Source organism: Achromobacter sp. JUb104, from assembly GCF_024806975.1.
GTDB lineage: Bacteria > Pseudomonadota > Gammaproteobacteria > Burkholderiales > Burkholderiaceae_B > Achromobacter > Achromobacter spanius.
Genome location: NZ_JANUEY010000001.1, coordinates 2,419,256 through 2,441,754 on the forward strand (window position 1 = coordinate 2,419,256; position 22,499 = coordinate 2,441,754).

A 22,499-nucleotide genomic window follows, 5' to 3' on the forward strand; every position below is an offset into this window, starting at 1 on the left:
CCGCCGTCCCGCGCGTATCCCCGCGACGCCATTAAGTCGTCGCCCGCGCGGATCCATCGCTATACCGTTACCTAGCGACTGGTCCACCGCGCCCGCTCAACACCCGTAAACGCAGTTGCCGATGCCTTGGGCATCCGGCTTGTTATCCCTCTTTCCTCACAAGGACATCCTGGCGTGTCTTGTGCCGCCAGGCCATTGTTATGGCTAGAAAAAAAATCGACTTTCGAGGACAGGCCTTCAAGGACGTCCTGGGCTTTACCTTCAAGCATTGGGTCTTGCAGCCCTGGCGCACCCTGGTCATCGTGCTGCTGGCCTTGCTCTCGGCCGTGGCCGATATCCTGACGCCGATGTATGCCGGCCGCCTGGTTGACGCCGTGGCGTCCGGTTCGAGCGGCGACGCGCTGGCCTGGGACGCGGCCATCACGGCCTTCTGGCTGCTGGTGGCGCTGGGCGTGGGCGGCACGCTGCTGCGCCAGGCGGTGTTCCAGAACATCATCACGTTTACGTTGAAGATGATGAACGGGATCGTGTCCAACGCCTTCTACCGCGTGCAGCGCTTTTCCACCGACTGGCATGCCAACAGCTTCGCGGGTTCCACCGTGCGCAAGATCACGCGCGGCATGTGGGCCGTGGACATCCTGAACGACACGCTGCTGATCGCGCTGTTGCCGTCCGTGGTGATGCTGGTGGGCGCCACCGCCCTGCTGGGCGCGCACTGGCCCTTGATGGGCTTGGTGGTGGGCCTGGGTTCGGTGGTGTATATCGCCGTCACCGCCGCGCTGTCGCTGGGTTATGTGGCCCCGGCCGCGCGCCTGGGCAACGCCTGGGACACGCGCATGGGCGGTGCGCTGGCCGACGCCGTCAGTTGCAATGCCGTGGTCAAGGCCTTCGGCGCGGAAGCGCGTGAAGAAGCGCGGCTGGATCGCGTGGTGAACAAGTGGCGCCATCGCACGCGCCGCACCTGGGTACGCGGCACACTGAACGGCGGCATCCAGGGCGCGATGCTGGTGGCGATGCAGGCCGCCATCCTGGGCGCGTCCTTGCTGCTGTGGTCGCGCAACGAGGCCACAGTGGGCGACATCACCTTCACCCTGACGATGTTCTTCATGCTGCAAGGCTATCTGCGCGACGTGGGCATGCATATCCGCAACCTGCAACGCTCGGTCAACGACATGGAAGAACTGGTGGCGATGGGACGCCAGCCGCTGGGCGTGGCCGACCGTCCGGGCGCATCCGCCATCAACATTCGCGAAGGTGAAATCCGCTTTGAAGACGTGACCTTCCGCTATGGCGCGCACAACACGGCGCTGTACCAGAACTTCTCCGCGCGCATCGCGCCCGGAGAACGCGTCGGCCTGGTGGGCCATTCGGGCTCGGGCAAGACCACGTTCATCAAGCTGATCCAGCGCCTGTACGACGTGAACGGCGGCCGCATCACCATCGACGGGCAGGACATCGCCCAGGTGAAGCAGGCGTCGTTGCGCAGCCAGATCGCGATCGTGCAGCAGGACCCGGTGCTGTTCCACCGCACGCTGGCGGAGAACATCGCCTATGCCCGGCCGGGCGCGACGCAGGCCGAGATCGAGCAGGCGGCCCGGCTGGCCAGCGCGCATGACTTCATCATGACGCTGCCCAAGGGCTACGACACGCTGGTGGGCGAACGCGGCATCAAGCTGTCGGGCGGCGAACGCCAGCGCGTGGCGATCGCGCGTGCGTTCCTGGCGGACTCGCCCATTCTGATCCTGGACGAGGCCACCTCCAGCCTGGACAGCGAAAGCGAAGTGCTGATCCAGCAGGCCATGGACCGCCTGATGGTGGGCCGCACCACGCTGGTGGTGGCGCACCGGCTGTCGACCGTGCGCGCCCTGGACCGTCTGCTGGTGATGGACCGTGGCCGCATCATCGAAGAAGGCAGCCATGACCAATTGATCCGTTTGCAGGGCGGCCTGTATCGGCGCCTGTTCGAACGCCAGGCCCTGGAACTGACCAAGGGCCTGACGGCCGCCGAAATGCTGCAAGACGGCGCCACGCCCCCGAAGGTCAAGGACCCGAATATGGACCCCAGCGTGGATCCGAGCTTGGACACGGACGTGGATGAAGGCAGCTACGCCTTCGGCAAGTAGCGCGGTCCAAGTAGCAAGGCCCAAGTAGCAAGGCCTCAGTCGCGCGGCCCAAGTCAGGCAGCCCGATAGCCTAGGGCATGGCGGCGGCGGCGCGGTCCACCGCCGCCGACCGCCGCGCGAAGCGCGCTTCTGACAAGGCCAGGTAGCGCTCCACCACGGCCGGCTCGGACGTGGCCGGCGTGCCGCCCGGGAACGGCGGCTTGGGGTCGTATTCGATCTGCAACTGAATCAGCTTGGCTACGTCTTCGCCACACAGCGCCGCCACCACCTTCAAGCCCATGTCGATGCCGGACGTCACGCCGCCCGCCGTGTAGATATTGCCGTCGACACACAGGCGTTCATCGCTGGGAATCGCGCCAAAGCGCGACAGCAGTTCGCGCGCGCGCCAGTGGCTGGACGCGCGCTTGCCGCGCAGCAAGCCCGCCGCGCCCAACAGCAGCGACCCCGTGCAGATGCCGAAGATGGTTTGCGCGGCCAGTCCCTGCGTGCGCGTGAACGCCACCCAATCCGCATCGACGATGGCATCATCCGTGCCCGGCCCGCCAGGCACCACCAGCAGGTCGCAGGGCGGCGCGGACGCCAGGGTTTGCGTGGGCACGAATTGCAGGCCGCGATCGCACCGTACCGGATCGCGCGTTTTTGCGACAAAATCCACGGTGAAGCCCGGCGCGTTCGCCAAGACCTCGTAGGGCCCGGTCATGTCCAACTGGGTCAGCCCTTCGAACAAGAGAAAATTCACATGCATGACGATGCTCCCTCAGAAACGCCAGCGCCCAGCATAGGCGGACGCGCCCCCGCCGGTGCGCCAGAATGCGGCCAAAGCGCGCCACGGCGCGTGGTGTTCATGCTGTACGACGGATTCCAGCCGCTGGATCTGGCGGGCCCCTGGCAGGCCTTCAGTTCCGCCAACGAAGAGGCGGGACAAGCGCTATACCAGTTGAGCACGATCGCCGCCACGCCGGTCGTCAGCACCTGGGAACAGGGCCTGCGCATGCAGGTGGACGGCACCTTCGAACAAGACGGCGACGCGCCCATCGACATGCTGCTGGTGCCAGGCGGCCCCGGCGCGGACCACGCCAGCGCCCATGCCGAAACGATGGCCTGGTTGCGGCGCCGCGACGCCGGCGCGCCGCGCACGTGCAGCGTGTGTACCGGCGCCTTCGTGCTGGCCGCGGCCGGCCTGCTGGATGGCCGCGCCGTCACCACGCATTGGCGCTCGGCCGACCGGCTGCGGCAGAGGTACCCCGCCCTGCGCGTGCACGACGACCGCATCTTCATTGAAAGCGGCAAGTACTGGACGTCGGCGGGCGTGACGGCGGGCATCGACCTGGCCTTGGCGCTGATCGAACGTGACGTGGGCGCGGCGCTGTCGCAACAGGTGGCGCGCCGGCTGGTCGTCTTCATGCGCCGCGATGGCGACCAGCGTCAGTACAGCCAGACGCTGCGCCTGCAAGATCGCGTGGCCGCGCCGTTCCGGGATCTGGTCGAAAGAATCGAGGCGAAGCTGTCGGCACGCTGGTCGGTGGACGACATGGCCGATGCCTGCCAGATGTCGCGCCGTACCTTCCAGCGCAAGTTCGCCGCGCACTTTGGTGTGGCGCCCACCGAAGTGCTGCGGCGGCTGCGCCAGGAGCGCGCCAGCGCGCTGCAGGCCACCGGTAAGATGTCGAAAAAATCGGTCCAGCAACATGTGGGCCCCACGCACAACAGGTCCACTCCATGACAACACCCGCTTGCCACCGCAAGTCCGCGCGCCGCGCCCTCGCCGCCTTTGCCTTGCTGGCCCTGCCGCTGCTGGCGGGCTGCGACAATCCCGACGACCCGCCCAAGCTGACCTTGGAACAACGCTTGTTCAAGGATCTGGCGCCCCACCGGGAATTCAAAGGCGAGTTGAACGGCCAGCAGGTGCACTTGATCGTCCACGAGTGCGAGGTCTTCCTGAACGAGCCCGATCCCGAATCCACGTCAGCCGGCGCCCGACGCTGGACGAAGGTGCTGGAGCCCGAGTTCTATCCGTCGTTCATGGACTGCCAGCGCCAATCCTTAAGCCGCGAAGGCCAGACGGTGGAAGCCATCATCGGCGAAATGGCGATGGGCGCGGGCGGATGCTGCGCCACCGGCGGCCGCTTCCGGTCCAAGGACGGGCGCGAATGGAAGCCGCAATAAGCGGCCTCCCCCCACGCCGCTGGCAACGCGCTACCCCGCCAGCCCCACCGACATACCCCCGCACACATACAGCAGTTGCCCGGTGATGAAGCCCGCCTGCTTGTCCAGGAACATGGCGACGCTGTGCGCGACCTCTTCCGGCTGCCCCACCCGGCGCACGGGAATGGACGCTTCCAGCGCCAGCGTTTTGGGCTGGCCGGGCGGATTGGACTGATTGAACAGTTCGGTGGCGATCGGCCCCGGCGCCACGGTGTTGACGGTGATGCCGTCGGCCGCCAATTCCAGCGCCCAGGTGCGCGTCATGCCGGCCAGACCGGCCTTGGACGCGCCGTAGACCGTGCGCCCGCCCTTGCCCAGCGCGGCGCGGCTGCCGATATTGACGACGCGCCCGTACTGCGCCTCGCGCATGGCGGGCAGCAGCGCCTGCAACAGCAGGACTGGCGCGGTCAGGTTCAAGGCCAGCGTGCGCTGTAATTCGGCCTCGGTCACGTCTTCGATGTTGGCCACCTGGATCATGCCGGCGTTGTTCACCAGATGCAGCACGCGCCGCTCGGCCGCCAGTTCGCGCGCGGCCTCGCGGGTGGCCGCCGCATCGCCCAGGTCAACCGAGCGAAACGTCTCGCCCGGCAGCAAGGCATCGGGCGGCCGACGGCTGAAATTCACCACCTGATAGCCGTCCTGAATCAGGCGGGCCACGATGGCGCGGCCGATGCCCCGGCTGCCGCCGGTGACAAGTGCGATGGGCGTGTTCATTGCGCGGTAATCCCTTGGTCTTTGATAAGCCCGCCCCACTTCTTGCGCTCCGCGCGTTCGAAGGCGGCCAGGTCGTCGCCGAACAGCGTGCCGGGCTTGGCGCCCATCGTGGAGAAATTCTTGGCCAGGGCGGCGTCTTGCAGGCCGCTGCGGGCAGCGTCGATCAATTGCTTGACCACCGGCGCGGGCGTGCCGCGCGGCGCGTACAGCGCGAACCAGGCCGTCACGTCAAACCCGGGCAGGCCGGATTCGGCAACGGTAGGCAGGTTGGGCACGGACGGGTCACGCTGCGCCGAGGTAACGGCCACGCCGCGCACCAGGCCGCCGTCCTTGATCTGCGCCAGCGAGCCGGGCAGGTTGTCGAACAGCAGGTCCACCTGCCCGCCCGCCACGGCGGGCAGCGATGCCGATGTGCCCTTGAACGGCACGTGCAGCATCGTCACCCCCGCCATCGCCTCGAAGTACGCGCCGGTCAGGTGTACCGACGAACCCACGCCCGGCGAGGCGTAGGTCAGTTTCTTGTCGGGCGATTGCTTGGCGGCCTTGATGACATCGGCCACCGTCTTGTAGGGCGACTTGGCGCTGACGGCGATGACGTTCGGCGTGGTGGACACCAGCGCGATCGGCACCAGGTCTTTTTCGGGATCGAACGCCATATTGCTGTACAGGAACTGGTTGATGGTCTGCGTGCCGATCGTGCCCAGTCCCAGCGTGTAGCCGTCGGCCTTGGCGCGGGCCACGTAAGCCATGCCGATATTGCCGCCCGCGCCGGGCTTGTTTTCAACCAGCACCGTCTGCTTCAGCCCGGGTTGCAGCGCATTAGCAATGGCGCGCCCGAACATGTCGGCGCCACCGCCCGGCGGGTAAGGCACCACCACCGTGACGGGATGATCGGGATAGCCCGCGGCATGCGCCACGGGCAACGCCAGCAGGGCCAGGGCGGCCAGCGCCAGCCTGCGCCGCCCGGCGCGCGGGAGTACGGATGAGGTCATGAACTTGTCTCCTGTTGAATCCGCTGCATGCGGATTTCTTCTTGAAATCGACAACTGCTCAAAGTACGTAAATACGTACTATAGTTATAAAAACACAGAAATCGGATAGGAGACAAGCAATGAAACGCTGGACGCAACGCCCCGAAGGATCCACCTGGGGCGACTTCGGCCCGGACGATGAACTGGGCCGACTGAACCTGCTGACCGAGGAAAAAGTGTTGCAGGCCGTGCGTGAAGTGCAGGCGGGCAAGGTGTTCTGCCTGTCGCTGCCGCTGGACCTGCCGGGCGGCAACGTGCTCAACCCCCGCCGCCACGCCCCCACGCTCAAGCCCACCTTCCGCGAGGGCACGCCCTACCTGAACTTTGCGATGTCGCAAGTGCAGCCCGAGGCCGTCGACGTGCTGTCCGACGACCAGGTCACGCTGTCGATGCAATATTCCACGCAGTGGGACGGCCTGTGCCACGTGGGCGCGCTGTTCGACATCCAGGGCGACGGCGAGGCCCGCCGCGTGTACTACAACGGTTATGCCGCCGGGGTGGACGTGTTTGGCGGCGCCGACCCCGACACGGCGCCGGATGCCTGCTGCCCGCCCGGGGGCTCGTTTGCGCGCAAGCTCAGCGTTAGCCGCTATGCCGAAAAAGGCATGCAGGGGCGCGGCGTGCTGGTGGACCTGGCGCGCGCCTTTGGCCCCGGCCGCACGCTGGTGGGGCATGAACAGTTGCTAGCCGCCATGCGCGAACAGAACGTGGTGGTGGAAACCGGCGACATGCTGGTGTTGCGCACGGGCTTCGCCGAGCGCGTGGTTGAAATGAACGGGCAGCCTGACCCGCACGCACTGGAGCAGACCGGCGCGGTGCTGGACGGCGCCGACAGCGCACTGCTGGACTGGATCTCCGCCAGCGGCGTGGCCGCCATCTGCGCCGACAACTACGCGGTGGAATCCTACCCGGCACGCACCTCCGGCCCCGGCCATTCGATCTTGCCGCTGCACCACCATTGCCTCTTCAAACTGGGCGTGCCGCTGGCCGAGCTGTGGTACTTGAAGGACTTGGCCGACTGGCTGCATGCCAACGGACGCAACCGCTTCCTGCTGACCGCCCCGCCCTTGCGCATGCCCGGCGCGGTGGGTTCGCCCGTGACGCCCATCGCCACGGTGTAAGCCATGACCTTGCCGTACTCGACCTTCGCCGAACATCTGGATGCACTGGCGGCCCGCCGCCCCGAAGCGACCCTGTTGATCGATCAAGACCAGCCCATCAGCGCCGCACAACTGCGCAACCAAAGCCGCGCCCTGGCCTCGGGACTGGCGCGCATCGGCGTGCGCCCCGGCCACCGCGTGGCGGTCTGGCTGCCCAACTGCGCCGCCTGGGTGGAATCTTTCCTGGCCTGCGCGCATCTGGGCGCGCTGGTACTGGCCGTCAACACGCGCTTTCGCGCCCTGGAGGTGGCCGACATCCTGGGGCGCGGCCAAGCCGACTGGCTGGTGTTCTGGCCGGGCTTCAAGGGCATCGACTTCGCGGGCATCCTGGCCGCCGTCCCGGCGTCGGAACTGACGCGCCTGCAAGGCGCGATCGCCGTTGCCGAGCCGGATCCGAATGACGTCACCCCGAACAATGCCACCCCGAACGTCGCCCCTACAACCGACGCCACTTCGACTGTCCCCGCCGCACCGCCCCCCGCATTCATCCCGGGCAAACCCACCCATCGCTACGCCGACCTGATGGCAAGCCAGCAACCGCCCCCGGCCGCGCAGGGCAACGCCGGGGTGCTGTGTTTCACCACGTCGGGCACCACGTCCAAACCCAAGTTCGTGCTGCATGACCAGCAAACCCTGCTGCGGCATGGCGCCACGGTTGCGCAGGCGTTTGGCTATGACGAGCACAGTTGCGTGCTGGCCAGCGCGCCGTTCTGCGGCGCGTTCGGCTTTGCAACGTTGGCGGGCGGTCTGGCGCAAGGCGTGCCCGTGGTCTGCGCGCCGGTGTTCAACGCCGCCGAATCGGCCGACGCGATGGCGCGCTATCAGGTCACGCACACTTATGCCAACAACGAGGCGCTGGTTGGCATGATGCAGGCCGCGCCCGCCAGCGCCTTCGCCTCGGCGCGGCTGTTCGGCTTCGCCAGCTTCACGCCGGCGTTGGACAACATGCTGGATCTGGCGCGCGAAGCCGGTGTGCCGCTGACCGGCTTGTACGGCTCCAGTGAATTGATTGCGCTGGTGGCGGGCCAGCCCCGTGATCCGGCGGAAGGCGACGTGTCGGCCCGCCACAAACCCGGCGGCACGCTGATCTACCCCGAGGCGCGGGTACGCGCCCGCGACCCGGAAACCGGCCAGGTGCTGCGGCACGGCCAGTCAGGCGAAATTGAAATCCTGTCGCCCAGCCTGATGCAAGGCTATCTGGACAACCCCGAGGCCACCCGCAACGCCGTCACCGATGACGGCTATTTCAAGACGGGCGACCTGGGCTATACGCTGACCGAGCGGCAGTTTGTGTTCCAGACCCGCATGGGCGATTCCCTGCGCCTGTCGGGCTTTCTGGTGAACCCCGTGGAAATTGAACAGGTGGTCGAAACCCTGCCCGGCGTACGCGCCTGCCAGGTGGTGGGCGCCACCCGCGACGGCAAGATCGTGCCCTACGCCTTTGTGCTGCTGCACGAGGGCGCCCAGGCCGACTCCGCCGGCTGGACCGCCGCCTGCAAGGCCGCCATGGCCGGTTTCAAGGCGCCGGTGGGGTTCACCGTGCTGGACGCCTTTCCGTCGGTGGAAAGCGCCAATTCGGTCAAGATCCAGAAACACCGGCTGCGCGACATGGCTGAGGCTATGCTCTCGGATCCTTCCTTACCGCCCACGCCCTGACCCATGCCCGCCCGCAAGCTTTTTTCGCGCAGCCCCCAGCCGCTTTACCTGCAAGCGGCGGCGCTGTTCCGCAGCCATATCCAGAACCGCACGTGGCGGCCGGGGCAACAGATCCCGCCGCTTGAGTCGCTGATGGAAACGTATGGCATCTCGCGGGCCACCATACGCCAGGCGTTCGGTTTGTTGGAGCAGGACGGGCTGATCCGGCGTTCGCGCGGGTCGGGCACGTTCGTGAACGCGGAGCTTCCCGAAACCCCTACCCTGCTGATCCCCAAGACCTGGGCCGAAACGGTGGAGCTGAGCAATCAGCTGGGCACGGTGTCCCTGGTGGAATCCAGCGCCGATTCCCCGCTGCCCGACACGCTGGGCATGCCTTGCGAAGCGGACCGTGGCGGCTTGTTCCAGTACCTGCGGCGCGTGCACACCACGGACGCCGGCCCCTTCTGCTACAGCGAAGTGTTCCTGGAAAGCGGGCTGTTTCGCAAGCATCGCACCCGCATCCAGAAAAGCACGGTGGCGCCCGTGCTGGACCAGTTCTACGGCACCCGCATCACCGAAGCGCGCCAGGTGCTGAACGTGATCGAAGCCGGCCAGGAATCGGCCGAGTCCTTGCAGATTCCCGTGTCGTCGCCCGTGGCCGAGCTGCGCCGCTATGCCTGCATCGACGGCCGCGTGGTGTATTTCGCGCGGCTGGAGTTTCCGTTTCGTAAAGTGCGGATGGAATTCGACCTGCTGGCGCAACGCTGAGCCGGCAACGCCCCGCCACCATCGCCGCAATCAACCCCATCGCCCAAGGAGCTCATCCCACCACCCACGCCACTTTCGCGGCCAGCCCCCAAACCAGAGCGCCATCAAAGCGCCGGCAGACTTCACATGATCCGGCACAAGAGGAGACAGACCATGGCTTACGCCAACACGCCCCGGATTTCCATGCATTGCCGCAGCACGATTACCCGTCTATTCGCCACGTCCGCCCTGTTGGCGGCAGCGGCCGCCCCCGCCTGGGCGCAGCAGCCCGCCGCCATCTCTGACGACGTCGTCCGGCTGGGCCTGATCCTGGACATGAGCGGCGTCTACGCCGACGTGACCGGCAAGGGCAGCGCCACCGCGGCCGAGATGGCCATCGCCGATTTCGGCGGCACGGTGCTGGGAAAGAAGATCGACATGATGGTGGTGGACCACCAGAACAAGGCCGATATCGCCGCCGCCAAGGCACGCGAGTGGTACGACACGCAGAAGGTGGACGCCATCATGGACGTGGCCGGTTCCGCGCCCGCGCTGGCCGTGCTGGAAGTGGCCCGCGAAAAGAAGAAGATCGTGGTGTTCAGCGGCCCCGGCACCGAACGCATCACCAATGATCTGTGCTCGCCCTATTCCGTGCACTACACCTACGACACCTGGTCGCTGGCCAACACCACGGCGCGCGCCACCGTGGAGAAAGGCGGCAAGAGCTGGTACTTCCTGACGGCCGATTACGCGTTCGGCCACACGCTGCAAGCGTCCGCCACCGACGTGGTCAAGGCCAACGGCGGCACCGTGCTGGGCGCCTCGCGCCATCCGCTGGGTTCCAGCGACTTCGCGTCCTACCTGCTGCAAGCCCAGGCCAGCAAGGCGCAGGTGGTGGGCCTGGCCAACGCGGGCGGCGACACGGTCAACGCCATCAAGGCGGCCAGCGAATTCGGCCTGACCAAGGGTGGCCAGAAGATGGCCGGCTTGCTCTTGTATATCAATGACATCCACGCCATCGGCCTGGACGCCGCGGCCGGCCTGACGCTGACCGAAGCGTTCTACTGGGACATGAACGACCAGACGCGCGCCTGGTCGCAGCGCTACTACGACAAGCTGAAGAAAATGCCCAACATGAGCCAGGCGGGCACCTATTCATCGGTCATGCATTACCTGAAGGCGGTGCAGGCGGCCGGCACCGATGCGCCCGAAGCCGTGATGAAGCAGATGAAGTCCATGCCCATCAACGACTTCTTCGCCACCAACGGCCGCATCCGCGAAGATGGCCGCATGGTGCATGACATGTACCTGTTCGAGGTCAAGCAGCCGTCAGAATCCAAACGGCCGTGGGACTACTACAAGCTGGTGGCAACCCTGCCAGGCGACCAGGCCTTCATGCCCTTGTCCAAATCCACCTGCCCGCTGGTGAAGAAGTAAAGCGCCTGGGGTGGCCTCGCCGGATACGTTAGGATGAGCGCCACCCCCAGGAGATTTCCGCATGACCTCCCCCATTGCCGCCACCATTGCCGCCGTCATCCGCGACGGCCATGTGCTGCTGGTGCGCCGCGCGAACCCGCCCGACGAAAACTGCTGGGCCTTTCCCGGCGGCAAGATCAACGCCGGTGAGCCCCTCGAAGCGGCGACCGTGCGCGAATTGCTGGAAGAAACCGGCGTCGTGGCCGAGCCCCTGCACGTGTTTGACGCGGTGGACGTCTTCGACCGCGACGACACCGGCGCCCTGCGCCGTCATTTCATCTTGATCGCCATGCTGTGCCGCTGGCAGTCCGGCGAACCGGTCGCCGGCGACGATGCGCGCGACGCACGCTGGATTGCGCTTGCCGACCTGGAAGGCCACGAACTTGCCACCAGCTTCGGCGTGGCGCGCCTGGCCCGCAAGGCGGCGGCGCTGATGGCCGGGTCGTAAGTCGGCGTGGCAAGGCGGCGTACTAAGTCGGTGTACTAAGTCGGCGTAGCAAGTCACCGTAATAAGGAAGCCCCCTCGATGTTCGACGCCTACCTGTCGCGCTGGAACCTCGTGCCCGACGGCGCGCCCATCCAGACCCATGCCGCCCGGCTGCTACCCGTAATGCACCAGGGCGCGCCCGCCATGCTGAAGATTGCCGAGCAAGAAGATGAGCGCCAGGGCGGCGTGCTGATGCGCTGGTGGGACGGAGACGGCGCGGCCCGCGTGCTGGCGCACGACGACGACGCCATCCTGCTGGAACGCGCAACGGGCACGCGCTCATTGTCGGCGTATGCCCGCACCGGCCGTGACGACGAAGCCACCCGCATTCTGTGCAAGGTACTCAAGGCGCTGCACGCCCCGCGCGCCAAGCCTTTGCCCGCGCTGCGCGGCCTGGAGGAATGGTTCACGGACCTATGGCCCATGGCGCATTCGCACGGCGGCATCCTGGCCCAAAGCGCCCGCTACGCCCGCGCCCTGCTGGACGACCCGCGCGAGGTCACCGTGCTGCATGGCGACATGCATCACGACAACGTGCTGGATTTCGGTGAACGCGGCTGGCTGGTCATCGACCCCAAGCGCCTCACCGGCGAACGCACCTTCGACTACGCCAACATTTTCTGCAATCCCGATCTGTCCGACCCGGTGCCGCCCGTGGCCACCGTGCCCGGCTGCTTTGAACGCCGCCTGCAAATCATCGTGGAGGAATCCGGCCTGGACCGGCGCCGCCTGCTGCAATGGGTGGTGGCGTGGTGCGGCCTGTCGGCCGCCTGGTACCTGGGCGACGGCGACGACGCCGCGGTCGACCTGAACATTGCCCATCAGGCGATGGCGCTGCTGCGCGCCTGAACCGCGCCACGCCGCGTCACCTCGGTTCACGCCCCGTCCCTTCCCGCCCCGGCCCGCATGATCAGGTAAGGTGTAGCCCCTTGCACCCCTTATCTCTTCATTCCTGGAGTCGTGAATGACCGGATTGTTTATCGTGGTGGCGGCGCTGGCGTTCCTGATGCTGGCGGCGTATCGAGGCTATAGCGTCATCTTGTGCGCCCCCATCGCCGCCATGGGCGCGGTGTTGTTGACGGATCCGTCCGCGCTGGCCCCCGTGTTCTCGGGCATCTTCATGGAGCGCATGGCGGGCTTCGCCAAGCTGTATTTCCCCGTGTTCCTGTTGGGCGCCGTGTTCGGCAAGCTGATCGAGCTGTCCGGATTCTCACGCGCCATCGTGCAGGCCGTGCTGCGCATGATCGGCGCCGAGCGCGCCATTCTGGCCATCGTGATGGTGTGCGCGGTGCTGACCTACGGCGGCGTATCGCTGTTCGTGGTGGTGTTCGCCGTCTACCCCTTCGCGGCCGAGATGTTCCGCCAAGGCGGCATTCCCAAGCGGCTGATGCCCGGCGCCATCGCGCTGGGCGCGTTCACCTTCACCATGACGGCGCTGCCCGGCACGCCGCAGATCCAGAACATCATCCCCACCACCTTCTTTGAAACCACCACCTGGGCCGCGCCCTGGCTGGGCCTGATCGGCGCGGCGTTCACCCTGACCATGGGCATCACGTATCTGGAATGGCGGCGCAAGCGCGCGGCGGCGGCGGGCGAAACCTATGGCACCGACCTGCGCAACGAACCCACCACCCCGGCTACCGAACGCGATCACCCTCCGCTGATCGCGCTGCTGCCGCTGGTGGTCGTGGGGGTGGTGAACTTCCTGCTGACCCGCTGGATTCCCGGCTGGTATCCGGCGGGCGCCGAAGTGGACCTGCCCGGCCTGGCCCAGCCCCTGCCCGTCAACGCCGCCGACCAGGTGGCGCTGTGGGCGGTAATGGGCGCGCTGATCGCGGGTATCGCGACCATCCTGATGTTTTCGTTTTCCACCATCAGGGCGCATTTTGCCGAAGGCAGCAAAAGCGCCGTGTCGGGCGCGCTGCTGGCGTCCATGAACACGGCGGCCGAATACGGCTTTGGCGGCGTCATTGCCGCGCTGCCGGGATTTCTGCTGGTGGCCGACGCGCTCAAGGCCATTCCCGACCCGCTGGTCGGCGAAGCCGTGGCGGTGACGTCGCTGGCGGGCATCACCGGGTCGGCATCGGGCGGCATGAGCATCGCGCTGGCCGCGATGGCGCAGACCTTTATCGACGGCGCGGTGGCGGCCGGCATTCCCATGGAGGTGCTGCACCGCGTCGCCGCCATGGCCAGCGGCGGCATGGACACGCTGCCGCACAACGGCGCGGTCATCACGCTGCTGGCCGTTACCGGCCTGACGCATCGCCAGTCGTATGGCGACATCTTCGCCATCACGCTGATTTCAACGCTGTCGGTGTTCGTGGTGATTTCGGTTTACTACCTGACCGGCATCGTCTGATCGAACGCGGTGGCGAACACCTGGGTTAGCCACTGCGTAAAGACGCGCACCCGCGCCGACACCTGCCGGTTCTGCGGATACAGCACCGACACCGGCATGGGTGCGGGCGGCAGATCCGGCAGCACGACGCGCAGATGCCCGGCCGCCAGTTCGCGCTCGACGCGATAGCGCGGCACCTGCACCAGGCCCAGGCCGGCCAGCGCCGCGCTGGTGTAGAGCTCGGCGCCCGTCACGCTGGCCACCGACGCGGGCTGCACCGTGACGTTGCGCCCGTTCACCATGAAGTCCAGGGGCATGGCGCGGCCGGTGGCGCTTGAGATGTAGTCCACGGCCCGGTGGCCGGCCAGATCGTCCAGGCCGGTGGGTTCGCCAAAGCGCGCCAGATACGCGGGACTGGCCACCGTCACCTGCGGCATCAAGGCGATCTGCCTGCCCGCCAGGGATGAATCCTGCAAGGTGCCCGAGCGCAGCACGCAGTCCACGCCTTCACGCACCAGGTCAACCAGCCGGTCGTCCTCGCCCAGATGCAGGACGATGTCGGGATAGCGTTCCAGAAAGCCAGGCAAGCCCGGCATGAGGAAGTATTTGGCCAGCGTGCCCTGCGCATTGACGCGCAGCAGCCCCTTGGGCGCGGTGTTCAGGAAGGCGCCGTCGGCCTCTTCCAGGTCCGCCAGCAAGCGCACGCAGCGCTGGTAATAGGCCTCGCCGTCATGCGTCAAGCGCACCTGACGGGTGGTGCGTTCCAGCAGCCGCGCGCCCAGGCGCTTTTCCATGCGCTTGATCAGGTTGGTGACCGTGGCGCGCGGGATGCGCATGTCTTCCGCCGCTTGCGAAAAACTGCGCCGCTCGGCGATGCGGACGAATACCTGCATTTCCTGGAAACGGTCCATGGGTAGTTGGGTTCACGGCTGGGATGAGGGTTCGGATTGTTAATGCAAATGAAATTAACTTAGCGAATATAGGGTAATTATTTTCAGTTTGGAATAGTTCATGATGCGTTTCATGCAGGTTCGCTTCCTGCTTTGCCTTCCCCTTTCACTGGAGCCCCCCCATGAATACGCAAGCCCTTGATCACGCATCACAACGCGTCGCCCTGGTTACCGGCGGGTCGCGCGGGATTGGCGCAGCCATCGTGCGCCGCCTGGCGCAGGACGGTTATGCCGTCGCCATCAACTACGCCGCCAGCGCCACGCACGCCGAAACCCTGGCCGACGAGATCCGCCAAGCCGGCGGCCGCGCGCTGGCGGTGCGGGCCGACGTGGCCAAGCCCGCCGAGGTGCGCGCGCTGTTCGACAAGGTGGAATCGGAATTGGGCCGCGTCAGCGCGCTGGTCAACAGCGCAGGCGTATTGAAGGTGCAGCCGCTGGCGCAGACCAGCGACGAAGACTACGACCAGACCTTCAACATCAATACCCGAGGCACCTTCAACACGCTGCGCGAAGCCGCCACGCGCCTGGCCGACGGCGGCAGCATCATCAACGTGTCCAGCACCACCGTGGCGACCAACCTGCCGGGGTACTCCATCTACATCGCCAGCAAGGCCGCGGTGGAAAGCCTGACGCACGTGTTCGCCAAGGAACTGCGCGGGCGCCGCATCACGGTCAATGCCGTGGCGCCCGGCCCCGTCGCCACCGAACTGTTCCTGACGGGCAAGAGCCCCGAATTGATCGAGCACTTTGCCAAGATGCCGCCGTTGGAACGGCTGGGCCAGCCGGAAGACATCTCGGGCATCGTGTCATTCCTGGCCGGCCCCGACAGCGGCTGGGTCAACGGTCAGGTGCTGCGCGCCAATGGCGGCATGGCCTGAGCGCGTCGTTAGAACCGGTATTGCGCCGTGGCCACCACGGTGCGCGGCTCGCCCACCTGGATCTGCCCGGCGCTGGTGGCCGAGCCGTAGTAGGTCTTGTCGGTGATGTTGCGCATGGCCAGGCGCCAGTCCCACTTGCCGGTGCGATAACCCACCAGCGCGTCCCAGCGCGCATAGCCCGGCAGCGTCGTCAGGTTGGTGTTGTCGGCGTAGCGTTCGCCCACGAAGGTCAGCCCGGTTTCGCCATACAGGCCCTCGGCCGGCTTGTAGGTCAGGAACACGCTGCCGTTGCGCCGCGCCACGTTGCTGACGCGGTTGCCCGCCATGCCGTTGTTGTCTTCGATGATGGCGGCGTTTTGCAGGCCGATCCCGCCACGCAGATACCAGTTGCCCGTCAGCCGGCCTGCGGCGGTCAGCTCGATGCCGCGTGAACGCTGCTTGCCGGTCAGCAGCACCAGCGTCGGGTCGTTGGGGTCGGTGGTGCGGCGGTTATAGAGTTCAAGCTGGTACAGCGCCAGCGTGGTGCTCAACTGCCCGTCCAGCCAATCGCTCTTGACGCCCACTTCCGTCTGGCGCGTGTGTTCGGGCGCCAGCTCGTTGGTGTTGCCGCGCGCGTTCGGCGTGATGCCGATGGTGCCGCCGCCGGTGGGTGAAAACGTCTTGCTGTACGAGGCATAGAAGGAATGGTCGCGCAGCGGCGACCACACCAGGCCCACGCGCGGGCTGACGCCGCTGCTGTCGTGCGACGCCGAGGCATCCAGCAGGCGGTTGGTGGAATCAATGTTGAAGCGGTCCATGCGCACGCCCAGCAGCACCTGCCACGCATCGTTCAAGCGGATCTGATCCTGCACGTAGTAGCCCTGGCTCCTAACCTTGTGGCGCGCGTCGCTGCTGAGCGCCATGGCGCCGTTGTGTTGCTGGGACAAGTCGGGGTCGTAGAGATCCAGCGCCGGCACGGGCTGCGCGCCCGGCCCGCGCGTGGCGGCGGAATACAAAGTGGGCGACCGGTCCTGGTGGGCCAGTTCCACCCCGAACAGCACTCGGTGCTCGATGCCGCCGGTATGGAACACCCCTTCGGTTTCCAGGTTGTTGGTGATGTTGCGCGTGCTTAGGTCCTGCTGCCAGCGTGTGCGCGTGACCTTGCCGGTGGCGGCGTTGTAGCCCGTCAGGTAGGTGTTGTCGAAATCACTGTCCAGCTTGAACACGCCCAGCGTGTAGCGCAGTTGCCAATCGGGCGCCAGCGTGTAGGCCAGCCGCGAGCGGAAGGATTGCGCGCGGTCGTCGATGTAGTCGCGGTCGGGGTCGCCGTAGACGGTGCTGCGGCCCACGTCGGCGGGCCGGCCGTTGACGCTGGGGATGCCGCGGTCGGGCGTGCGGTCGTAGCGGCTGTATTCGTACTGCACCAGCCAGTCCAGGTTGGGCGTGATGCGCCAGTTGATGGCGGGCGCCACCAGTTGGCGCGTGCCGCCGATCTTGTGGCGAAAGCTGTTGCTGTCTTCCTGGCCCAGGTTCAGGCGCACGCTGACGTTATCGCTGGGGTCGGCGCTGAAGTCGCCGTACACGCTGCGCAAATCCCAACTGCCGGTCTGCGCTTCGATGCTGGACTCGCGGCCCGGCTGCGGCGCCTTGCTGACGCGGTTGACAATACCGCCCTGGCTGCCCCGTCCGTACAGCACGGCGGCCGGCCCCTTCAGCACTTCGATGCGTTCAATGTTGTGCAGGTCGCGCACGTACTGGCTGTCGTCGCGGATGCCGTCCAGATAGAAATCGCTGCTGGCGTCAAAGCCGCGGATACGCACCGAGTCAAAGCGGGTGTCTTGCGCGCTGGACACGTTGGGCATGCCCGACAGTGCGTCGCTGATCGTCGTGACGCCATAGTTCTGCACGTTTTCGACCTTCACGGTGTCGATGGTCTGCGGCACGTAGCGGGCCGGCGTCTGCGTGCGCGTGGCGGTGGTGACTTCCGGCACACGCGGGTCGTCGGCGTTGGCGCCTTCGACACTGATGGCGGGCAATTGGGCGGTCTGCGCCAGTGCCTGCGGCAAGGCGGATGACAGGGCGAACGCTACCGCCAAAGAGAGGGAGCGTGGGACAAACGGCGGATGCATCGCAAGACCTTTACGTCGGTTCAGGAAAATGAAAGGCGCGATGCTATCGAGAATTGATTCTATTTACAAATGAGACTCAATCTTGTTGCAGTGCTGCAACATCCTCATCCGAACGCATGACGGCATGCGCACCGCAAGCGGTTTGGCGCCCTGCCCGCAAGGTCGCGAATTTGCGAGCTTGGTCATCCGTTGCGGCGATGCGCGCCTCGCCCGAGAGGCCGAGGGCTTGCTCCGCTTGGCAAGACTTTCTCTTTAATCACTCGGCGGTTCGACCTACGGCCAAGTCTGGCCAGTCGGACGAGGTTTGCATGAGACGGCACCCGGAAGCTCTGGTTTAGGCTGACCCGGCAGTACTCCGACTCACCTTGATCGATTGGACGAAAGCAAATGAATCAACTCATTCATACAGACTGCCACCCCTTCACCGCCGCGGGCAACATGAAGCAAATCTCGGCCTTTTATGAGGAGGGACGCCGAGTCATGTGGATGATGCTGCGCGCACAACCGCGGCCGTGCTTTAACCACGAACTCATCGACGAAATCATGACCCTGGCGCGCGCCGCCAAGGACTCGGGCCTGCCCATCGACTTCTGGGTCACCGGTTCACTGGTGCCGCAGATCTACAACGTGGGCGGCGATTTGAATTTCTTTGCCGAAGCCATCCGCAACGGCAAGCGCGAAGCGCTGCGGGCTTATGCACGCGCTTGCGTGGACTGCGTGCATGCAGCCTCGCGCGGCTTCGATACCGGTGCGATCTCGTTGGCGATGATCGAGGGCACGGCGCTGGGCGGCGGCTTTGAAGCCGCATTGGCACACCACTTCGTGCTGGCGCAGAACAATGCGCGCATGGGCTTTCCCGAGATGGCGTTCAACCTGTTTCCGGGCATGGGCGGCTATTCGCTGGTGGCGCGCCGTTCGGGCATGAAGCTGGCTGAAGAGCTGATCAGCTCGGGCGAATCGCATACGGCGGAATGGTTCCACGGCAAGGGGCTGGTGGACACCTTGTTTGAACCGGGCGAGGCGTACCGCGCCACGCGCACCTTCATCGATGTGATGCGGCCCAAGCTCAACGGCATGCGCGCCATGCTGCGCGCCCGCCAGCGCGTGCTGAACCTGTCACGTTCAGAACTGATGGACATCACCGAGGATTGGGTCGAGGCCGCGTTCTCGATCGATCCGAAAGACCGTGCCTACATGGAACGCCTGGTGCTGGCGCAGAACCGCCGCAGCGCCGTCAGCAGCGAGGCCGTGCAGGAAGCCACCATGCACTGAGCGCGCCCCCGCATCGCGCGGGCTGCATCAGGCGATCAGATGCAGCCGGCGCCGCTGAGCCAGCCAGGCAACGAATTCAGTCGCGGGCATGGGCTTGGCGTACAGATAGCCTTGCTTGGCGTCCACGCCCAGCGTATCCAGGAAGGCGGTTTCCTCAAGCGTTTCCACGCCTTCCGCAATCACCTTCAATTCCAACGTGCGCGCCACGGCCACGATGGCGCGCGCCAGCGCTTGCGACACCGGGTTCTCGTTCACGCCGCGCACAAAGCTGGCGTCCAGCTTGATGGCGTCCAGCGGAATGCGCGCCAGTTGCGACAGCGACGAATAGCCCGTGCCGAAGTCGTCCAGATGCACGCGCGCGCCCAATTGGCGGAACTGCTTGATGAGATCGATGGCGGCGTCTTCGTCATCGATCAGGCAGCTTTCGGTGAGCTCGATATCCAGCATGCAAGGCTCGAGCCCGGCATCGCCAATGGCGCGCATGAAGTCGCTGACCACGCCCTTGTCATCCAACTGCCGCGCCGACATGTTGATGGCGATACGGATGTTCAGGCCGTCGCGCTTCCAGGCCGCGGCCTGGCGCGCGGCTTCGCGCATCACCCACACGCCCAGCGGCGAGATCAGGCCCGACTCTTCCGCATAGGGAATGAAGGTGCCGGGGCAGACCATGCCACGATCGGGCGAGCGCCAGCGCAGCAGCGCTTCGACGCTGTGGACTTCACCGGTGCGGCCCACCAGCTTGGGCTGGTAATACAGCATCAGGTGATTCTCGGACAAGGCCTTGCGCAGGTTGGTGTCAAGCCACACGTAGTCGGCGTTGCGACGATCCATGTCGGGCTGGAACACGCGGTAGGTATGCCGCCCTGCTTCCTTGGCCACATACATGGCGATGTCGGCGCTGCGCACCACGCTGTCCAGGTCGGCGCCGTGGTCGGGGTACATGGCGATGCCGATCGAGCAACTGGTGTAGACCTCGATCAAGCCCTGGCGGAACGGCTCGCGCAGCCGTTCGATGATGCGTTCGGCAGTCGCTTCCAATTCCCAGGCCTGCGCCTGTTCCTGCAACACGATGAACTCGTCGCCACCCAGGCGGGCGAGCGTCTGGCCCGACGACAGGCAGGTTGAAATCGCCACCGACACGGCCTTGAGCAGGCGGTCGCCAAAGCCGTGGCCATAGTGGTCGTTGATGCGCTTGAAGTTGTCCAGGTCCAGAAACAGCACACCGCCGCGCCCGTCCTGCCCCGCCGCCAACGCCGCCTTCAGGCGCGACGTAATGGCGTGCCGGTTGGGCAGGTTGGTCAGCATGTCGGTATTGGCCAGCACGCGCAGCCGTTCCTGCGCCTGGCGTTCTTCGGTGATGTCGGTGCCCGAGCAGATCAGGTACACACGCTTTTCACCGCTGCCGCTGGTGACGAACTTGTTGCGAAACAAAAAGAGCCGTGGGCCCTTGACCGTGTTGATGAGGCGCTCGACCTCATACGACTGGCCGCGTTTGTAGAATTCCGCGATATTGCGGCGCGAAGCAATGGCCTCTTCGCGCGTCATGAACATTTCGAACACGCTACGCCCGACGATGTCTTGCTCGCGCTTGCCGGTGTATTCCTCGCTCAGCTTGTTGAAGCGCTGCACGCGGCCGTTCTGGTCCACGATGACGATCACCGAATTGGCTTCGGACACCACGGTCTCGGCAAACGACAGGCCTTCGACCAGGTCCTTGGCGACGGATTCGGTATCGGAATAGGCGGACGCGGTGCCGGCCCATTCGTTTGGGTTGATCTTGCGGCCCACCAGGTGCAAGCGCAGCAGATCGCCGTACAGCAAGATGTCGATGCGCACGCTGGAGGTAATCCCCGTCAGCGATCGAACCGTGTCTGCCTGATCCGGCCGCAGCGCCAATGCGATGTTGGTCGCCCCCTTGATGGCGGCCAACTGTATGGCGTCGCTATCGGCCGACAGACGCCAATAAGGGCTGTGCGTACCGAACTGCGTGTACAGGATCGACTTTTCGTCTTGATTCTCTGTCATCGTGGTATCCCCCCACTGTCCTAGGCTGGACCGCAAAGTACATTACGGCCTAGTCCGAACAGGGTCAATACCCGTTTGCGGTGCAACAAACGCTGTATTACGGATTATTGCAACGGCAGTCTGAACCGGCGGCGTGCCCACCTGCTTCCCCGCGCCCTTTAGTGCGCCGGGTTCCCCTGCGACGAACGTCTTGTTGCGCGGCCCCTTTTGGCGTCGCACAAAAAATAACGCCGAAGACTTCGTTCGGAAATCTTCGGCGTGTGGCGTAAATGGTTCAGCCGAGAGGCGCAGCGATCAGGCTTACTCTGGCTTCACGCCGGCTTCGTCGATCACCTTGGTCCAGCGGGCGACTTCCGCCGACACCCGTTTGCTCGCATCGGCCGGCGTGGTCCAGGTAGCGATGGCGCCCTGGTTCAACAACGACGCCTTCACCTCTGGCTTGGCCAGGATCTTCTTCAACTCGCCATTCAAACGTTCGATTACCGGCGCCGGCGTGTTGGCGGGCGCAACGATGCCGAACATGGAGCTGACCTCGAAGTCCTTCAGGCCCGCTTCCGCCGCGGTCGGCACGTCCGGCAACGCGTCCACGCGCGCGGGGGACGTCACCGCCAACGCGCGCAGCTTGCCCGCCTTGATGTTGCCCTGCGCGGCAGGCACGGTTTCGATCATGCTCAACACCTGGCCGCCCATCAGGTCGGTCATGGCGGGGCCGCTGCCCTTGTAGGGCACGTGCAGGATGTCGACGCCGGCGGCGCGCTTGAACATTTCGCCCGCCAGATGCTGCGGCGAGCCGTTGCCGGCCGACGCCATGGTGATGTAGCCCGGCTTGGACTTGGCCAAGGCAATGAACTCGGACAAGGTCTTGGCCTGCACCGACGGGTTCACCACAAACACCAGCGGCACCGTGCCCACGATGGACACCGGCGCGAAGCTCTTTTCCACGTCATACGTGACGCGGCCACGGTACAAGGCGGCATTGATGGAGTGGCTGGTCAACGCGCCCATCAGCAAGGTGTAGCCATCCGGCTGGGCCTTGGCGACCTGGTCGGCGCCAATGTTGCCCGCCGCGCCCGCGCGGTTTTCCACGATCACGGACTGGCCCAGCGCGCCCGTCAGTTCCTGCGCCAGCACTCGGCCGATCACATCGGTGGCGCCCCCGGGCGGGTACGGCACGATCAGGCGGATGGGCTTGTCCGGGTAGGCATCGGCGGACATGGCCGGGGCGGACACGCCGGCACACAAGGCCAGCAGGGATAGCAGGACGGCACGGCGTGGCCGCAGACGCAGGTCTGACATAAGGTCTCTCTCCAGCCGGGATGAGTATAGGAATGGACGGACGCCCGGCTCGTC

General features: G+C 65.8%; 19 protein-coding genes. 12 read left to right on the forward strand and 7 right to left on the reverse strand.

Features of this window, described 5'->3' with window-relative positions:
- Positions 1-200 precede the first annotated feature (200 nt).
- Complete coding sequence (locus tag M2361_RS10915; protein WP_259248944.1) at positions 201-2,123, forward strand: ABC transporter ATP-binding protein; 1,923 nt, start codon at positions 201-203, stop codon at positions 2,121-2,123.
- Positions 2,124-2,193: 70 nt separating this feature from the next.
- Here the strand turns inward: M2361_RS10915 and M2361_RS10920 are convergent, their stop codons facing one another.
- The gene (locus M2361_RS10920) at positions 2,194-2,868 is read right to left on the reverse strand and encodes a DJ-1/PfpI family protein (RefSeq protein ID WP_100855273.1); all 675 of its coding nucleotides are present in this window, start codon (positions 2,866-2,868) and stop codon (positions 2,194-2,196) included.
- Between the two features lie 90 nt (positions 2,869-2,958).
- Between M2361_RS10920 and M2361_RS10925 the strand changes: the two genes are divergently transcribed.
- Both M2361_RS10925 and M2361_RS10930 read left to right on the forward strand, forming a co-directional pair.
- Entirely contained in the window at positions 2,959-3,846 is an 888-nt protein-coding gene (locus M2361_RS10925; protein ID WP_259249279.1) for a GlxA family transcriptional regulator, read from the forward strand.
- Entirely contained in the window at positions 3,843-4,289 is a 447-nt protein-coding gene (locus M2361_RS10930; protein ID WP_259248947.1) for a hypothetical protein, read from the forward strand. Before M2361_RS10925 ends, M2361_RS10930 begins: the two co-directional genes overlap by 4 nt.
- Positions 4,290-4,319: 30 nt before the next feature.
- Here the strand turns inward: M2361_RS10930 and M2361_RS10935 are convergent, their stop codons facing one another.
- Complete coding sequence (locus tag M2361_RS10935; RefSeq protein ID WP_259248949.1) at positions 4,320-5,042, reverse strand: SDR family oxidoreductase; 723 nt, start codon at positions 5,040-5,042, stop codon at positions 4,320-4,322.
- On the reverse strand, positions 5,039-6,034 hold the full coding sequence (locus M2361_RS10940; protein WP_100855270.1) for a tripartite tricarboxylate transporter substrate binding protein: 996 nt from the start codon (positions 6,032-6,034) through the stop codon (positions 5,039-5,041). Before M2361_RS10940 ends, M2361_RS10935 begins: the two co-directional genes overlap by 4 nt.
- A 119-nt stretch (positions 6,035-6,153) precedes the next feature.
- Between M2361_RS10940 and M2361_RS10945 the strand changes: the two genes are divergently transcribed.
- The 7 genes from M2361_RS10945 (at position 6,154) to M2361_RS10975 (ending at position 13,937) form a co-directional block, all read left to right on the forward strand.
- On the forward strand, positions 6,154-7,194 hold the full coding sequence (locus M2361_RS10945) for a cyclase family protein (protein ID WP_259248952.1): 1,041 nt from the start codon (positions 6,154-6,156) through the stop codon (positions 7,192-7,194).
- Positions 7,195-7,197: 3 nt separating this feature from the next.
- Positions 7,198-8,889: an AMP-binding protein gene (locus tag M2361_RS10950; protein ID WP_259248954.1), complete on the forward strand. Its 1,692-nt coding sequence runs from the start codon at positions 7,198-7,200 to the stop codon at positions 8,887-8,889.
- Positions 8,890-8,892: 3 nt separating this feature from the next.
- The gene (locus M2361_RS10955) at positions 8,893-9,636 is read left to right on the forward strand and encodes a GntR family transcriptional regulator (protein ID WP_046804777.1); all 744 of its coding nucleotides are present in this window, start codon (positions 8,893-8,895) and stop codon (positions 9,634-9,636) included.
- 153 nt (positions 9,637-9,789) lie between these two features.
- On the forward strand, positions 9,790-11,052 hold the full coding sequence (locus M2361_RS10960) for an ABC transporter substrate-binding protein (protein ID WP_259248958.1): 1,263 nt from the start codon (positions 9,790-9,792) through the stop codon (positions 11,050-11,052).
- 61 nt (positions 11,053-11,113) lie between these two features.
- On the forward strand, positions 11,114-11,539 hold the full coding sequence (locus tag M2361_RS10965) for an NUDIX hydrolase (protein WP_259248960.1): 426 nt from the start codon (positions 11,114-11,116) through the stop codon (positions 11,537-11,539).
- Positions 11,540-11,617: 78 nt separating this feature from the next.
- On the forward strand, positions 11,618-12,427 hold the full coding sequence (locus M2361_RS10970; RefSeq protein ID WP_259248962.1) for an aminoglycoside phosphotransferase family protein: 810 nt from the start codon (positions 11,618-11,620) through the stop codon (positions 12,425-12,427).
- 115 nt (positions 12,428-12,542) lie between these two features.
- A complete protein-coding gene (locus M2361_RS10975; RefSeq protein ID WP_259248964.1) occupies positions 12,543-13,937 on the forward strand; it encodes a GntP family permease in 1,395 nt (464 codons plus the stop codon).
- On the opposite strand, the gene M2361_RS10980 is transcribed toward M2361_RS10975, so the two are convergent.
- Positions 13,916-14,827 carry a LysR family transcriptional regulator gene (locus M2361_RS10980; protein WP_259248965.1) on the reverse strand — a complete coding sequence of 304 codons (912 nt, stop codon included), beginning with the start codon at positions 14,825-14,827 and terminating at the stop codon, positions 13,916-13,918. The genes M2361_RS10975 and M2361_RS10980 overlap by 22 nt on opposite strands.
- Positions 14,828-14,988: 161 nt before the next feature.
- Between M2361_RS10980 and M2361_RS10985 the strand changes: the two genes are divergently transcribed.
- The gene (locus tag M2361_RS10985) at positions 14,989-15,744 is read left to right on the forward strand and encodes an SDR family oxidoreductase (protein ID WP_259248967.1); all 756 of its coding nucleotides are present in this window, start codon (positions 14,989-14,991) and stop codon (positions 15,742-15,744) included.
- Between the two features lie 8 nt (positions 15,745-15,752).
- Here M2361_RS10985 and M2361_RS10990 read toward each other — a convergent pair whose 3' ends face one another.
- On the reverse strand, positions 15,753-17,852 hold the full coding sequence (locus M2361_RS10990) for a TonB-dependent siderophore receptor (RefSeq protein WP_310508901.1): 2,100 nt from the start codon (positions 17,850-17,852) through the stop codon (positions 15,753-15,755).
- 387 nt (positions 17,853-18,239) lie between these two features.
- Here M2361_RS10990 and M2361_RS10995 point away from each other — a divergent pair, with 387 nt between their 5' ends.
- Positions 18,240-19,124 carry a crotonase/enoyl-CoA hydratase family protein gene (locus M2361_RS10995; RefSeq protein WP_100855262.1) on the forward strand — a complete coding sequence of 295 codons (885 nt, stop codon included), beginning with the start codon at positions 18,240-18,242 and terminating at the stop codon, positions 19,122-19,124.
- Positions 19,125-19,151: 27 nt separating this feature from the next.
- Here the strand turns inward: M2361_RS10995 and pdeR are convergent, their stop codons facing one another.
- A complete protein-coding gene (gene pdeR / locus M2361_RS11000) occupies positions 19,152-21,149 on the reverse strand; it encodes a cyclic di-GMP phosphodiesterase (RefSeq protein WP_259248971.1) in 1,998 nt (665 codons plus the stop codon).
- 300 nt (positions 21,150-21,449) lie between these two features.
- The gene (locus M2361_RS11005) at positions 21,450-22,445 is read right to left on the reverse strand and encodes a tripartite tricarboxylate transporter substrate binding protein (protein ID WP_100855260.1); all 996 of its coding nucleotides are present in this window, start codon (positions 22,443-22,445) and stop codon (positions 21,450-21,452) included.
- Positions 22,446-22,499 lie beyond the last annotated feature (54 nt).

Excerpts from the sequence above, each read along its gene's own strand:
- M2361_RS10915 (WP_259248944.1), top strand. The coding sequence starts at position 201 with ATGGCTAGAAAAAAAATCGACTTTCGAGGACAGGCCTTCAAGGACGTC.
- M2361_RS10920 (WP_100855273.1), bottom strand. The coding sequence starts at position 2,868 with ATGCATGTGAATTTTCTCTTGTTCGAAGGGCTGACCCAGTTGGACATG.
- M2361_RS10930 (WP_259248947.1), top strand. The coding sequence starts at position 3,843 with ATGACAACACCCGCTTGCCACCGCAAGTCCGCGCGCCGCGCCCTCGCC.
- M2361_RS10935 (WP_259248949.1), bottom strand. The coding sequence starts at position 5,042 with ATGAACACGCCCATCGCACTTGTCACCGGCGGCAGCCGGGGCATCGGC.
- M2361_RS10940 (WP_100855270.1), bottom strand. The coding sequence starts at position 6,034 with ATGACCTCATCCGTACTCCCGCGCGCCGGGCGGCGCAGGCTGGCGCTG.
- M2361_RS10945 (WP_259248952.1), top strand. The coding sequence starts at position 6,154 with ATGAAACGCTGGACGCAACGCCCCGAAGGATCCACCTGGGGCGACTTC.
- M2361_RS10950 (WP_259248954.1), top strand. The coding sequence starts at position 7,198 with ATGACCTTGCCGTACTCGACCTTCGCCGAACATCTGGATGCACTGGCG.
- M2361_RS10955 (WP_046804777.1), top strand. The coding sequence starts at position 8,893 with ATGCCCGCCCGCAAGCTTTTTTCGCGCAGCCCCCAGCCGCTTTACCTG.
- M2361_RS10960 (WP_259248958.1), top strand. The coding sequence starts at position 9,790 with ATGGCTTACGCCAACACGCCCCGGATTTCCATGCATTGCCGCAGCACG.
- M2361_RS10965 (WP_259248960.1), top strand. The coding sequence starts at position 11,114 with ATGACCTCCCCCATTGCCGCCACCATTGCCGCCGTCATCCGCGACGGC.
- M2361_RS10970 (WP_259248962.1), top strand. The coding sequence starts at position 11,618 with ATGTTCGACGCCTACCTGTCGCGCTGGAACCTCGTGCCCGACGGCGCG.
- M2361_RS10975 (WP_259248964.1), top strand. The coding sequence starts at position 12,543 with ATGACCGGATTGTTTATCGTGGTGGCGGCGCTGGCGTTCCTGATGCTG.
- M2361_RS10980 (WP_259248965.1), bottom strand. The coding sequence starts at position 14,827 with ATGGACCGTTTCCAGGAAATGCAGGTATTCGTCCGCATCGCCGAGCGG.
- M2361_RS10985 (WP_259248967.1), top strand. The coding sequence starts at position 14,989 with ATGAATACGCAAGCCCTTGATCACGCATCACAACGCGTCGCCCTGGTT.
- M2361_RS10990 (WP_310508901.1), bottom strand. The coding sequence starts at position 17,852 with ATGCATCCGCCGTTTGTCCCACGCTCCCTCTCTTTGGCGGTAGCGTTC.
- M2361_RS10995 (WP_100855262.1), top strand. The coding sequence starts at position 18,240 with ATGAATCAACTCATTCATACAGACTGCCACCCCTTCACCGCCGCGGGC.
- pdeR (WP_259248971.1), bottom strand. The coding sequence starts at position 21,149 with ATGACAGAGAATCAAGACGAAAAGTCGATCCTGTACACGCAGTTCGGT.
- M2361_RS11005 (WP_100855260.1), bottom strand. The coding sequence starts at position 22,445 with ATGTCAGACCTGCGTCTGCGGCCACGCCGTGCCGTCCTGCTATCCCTG.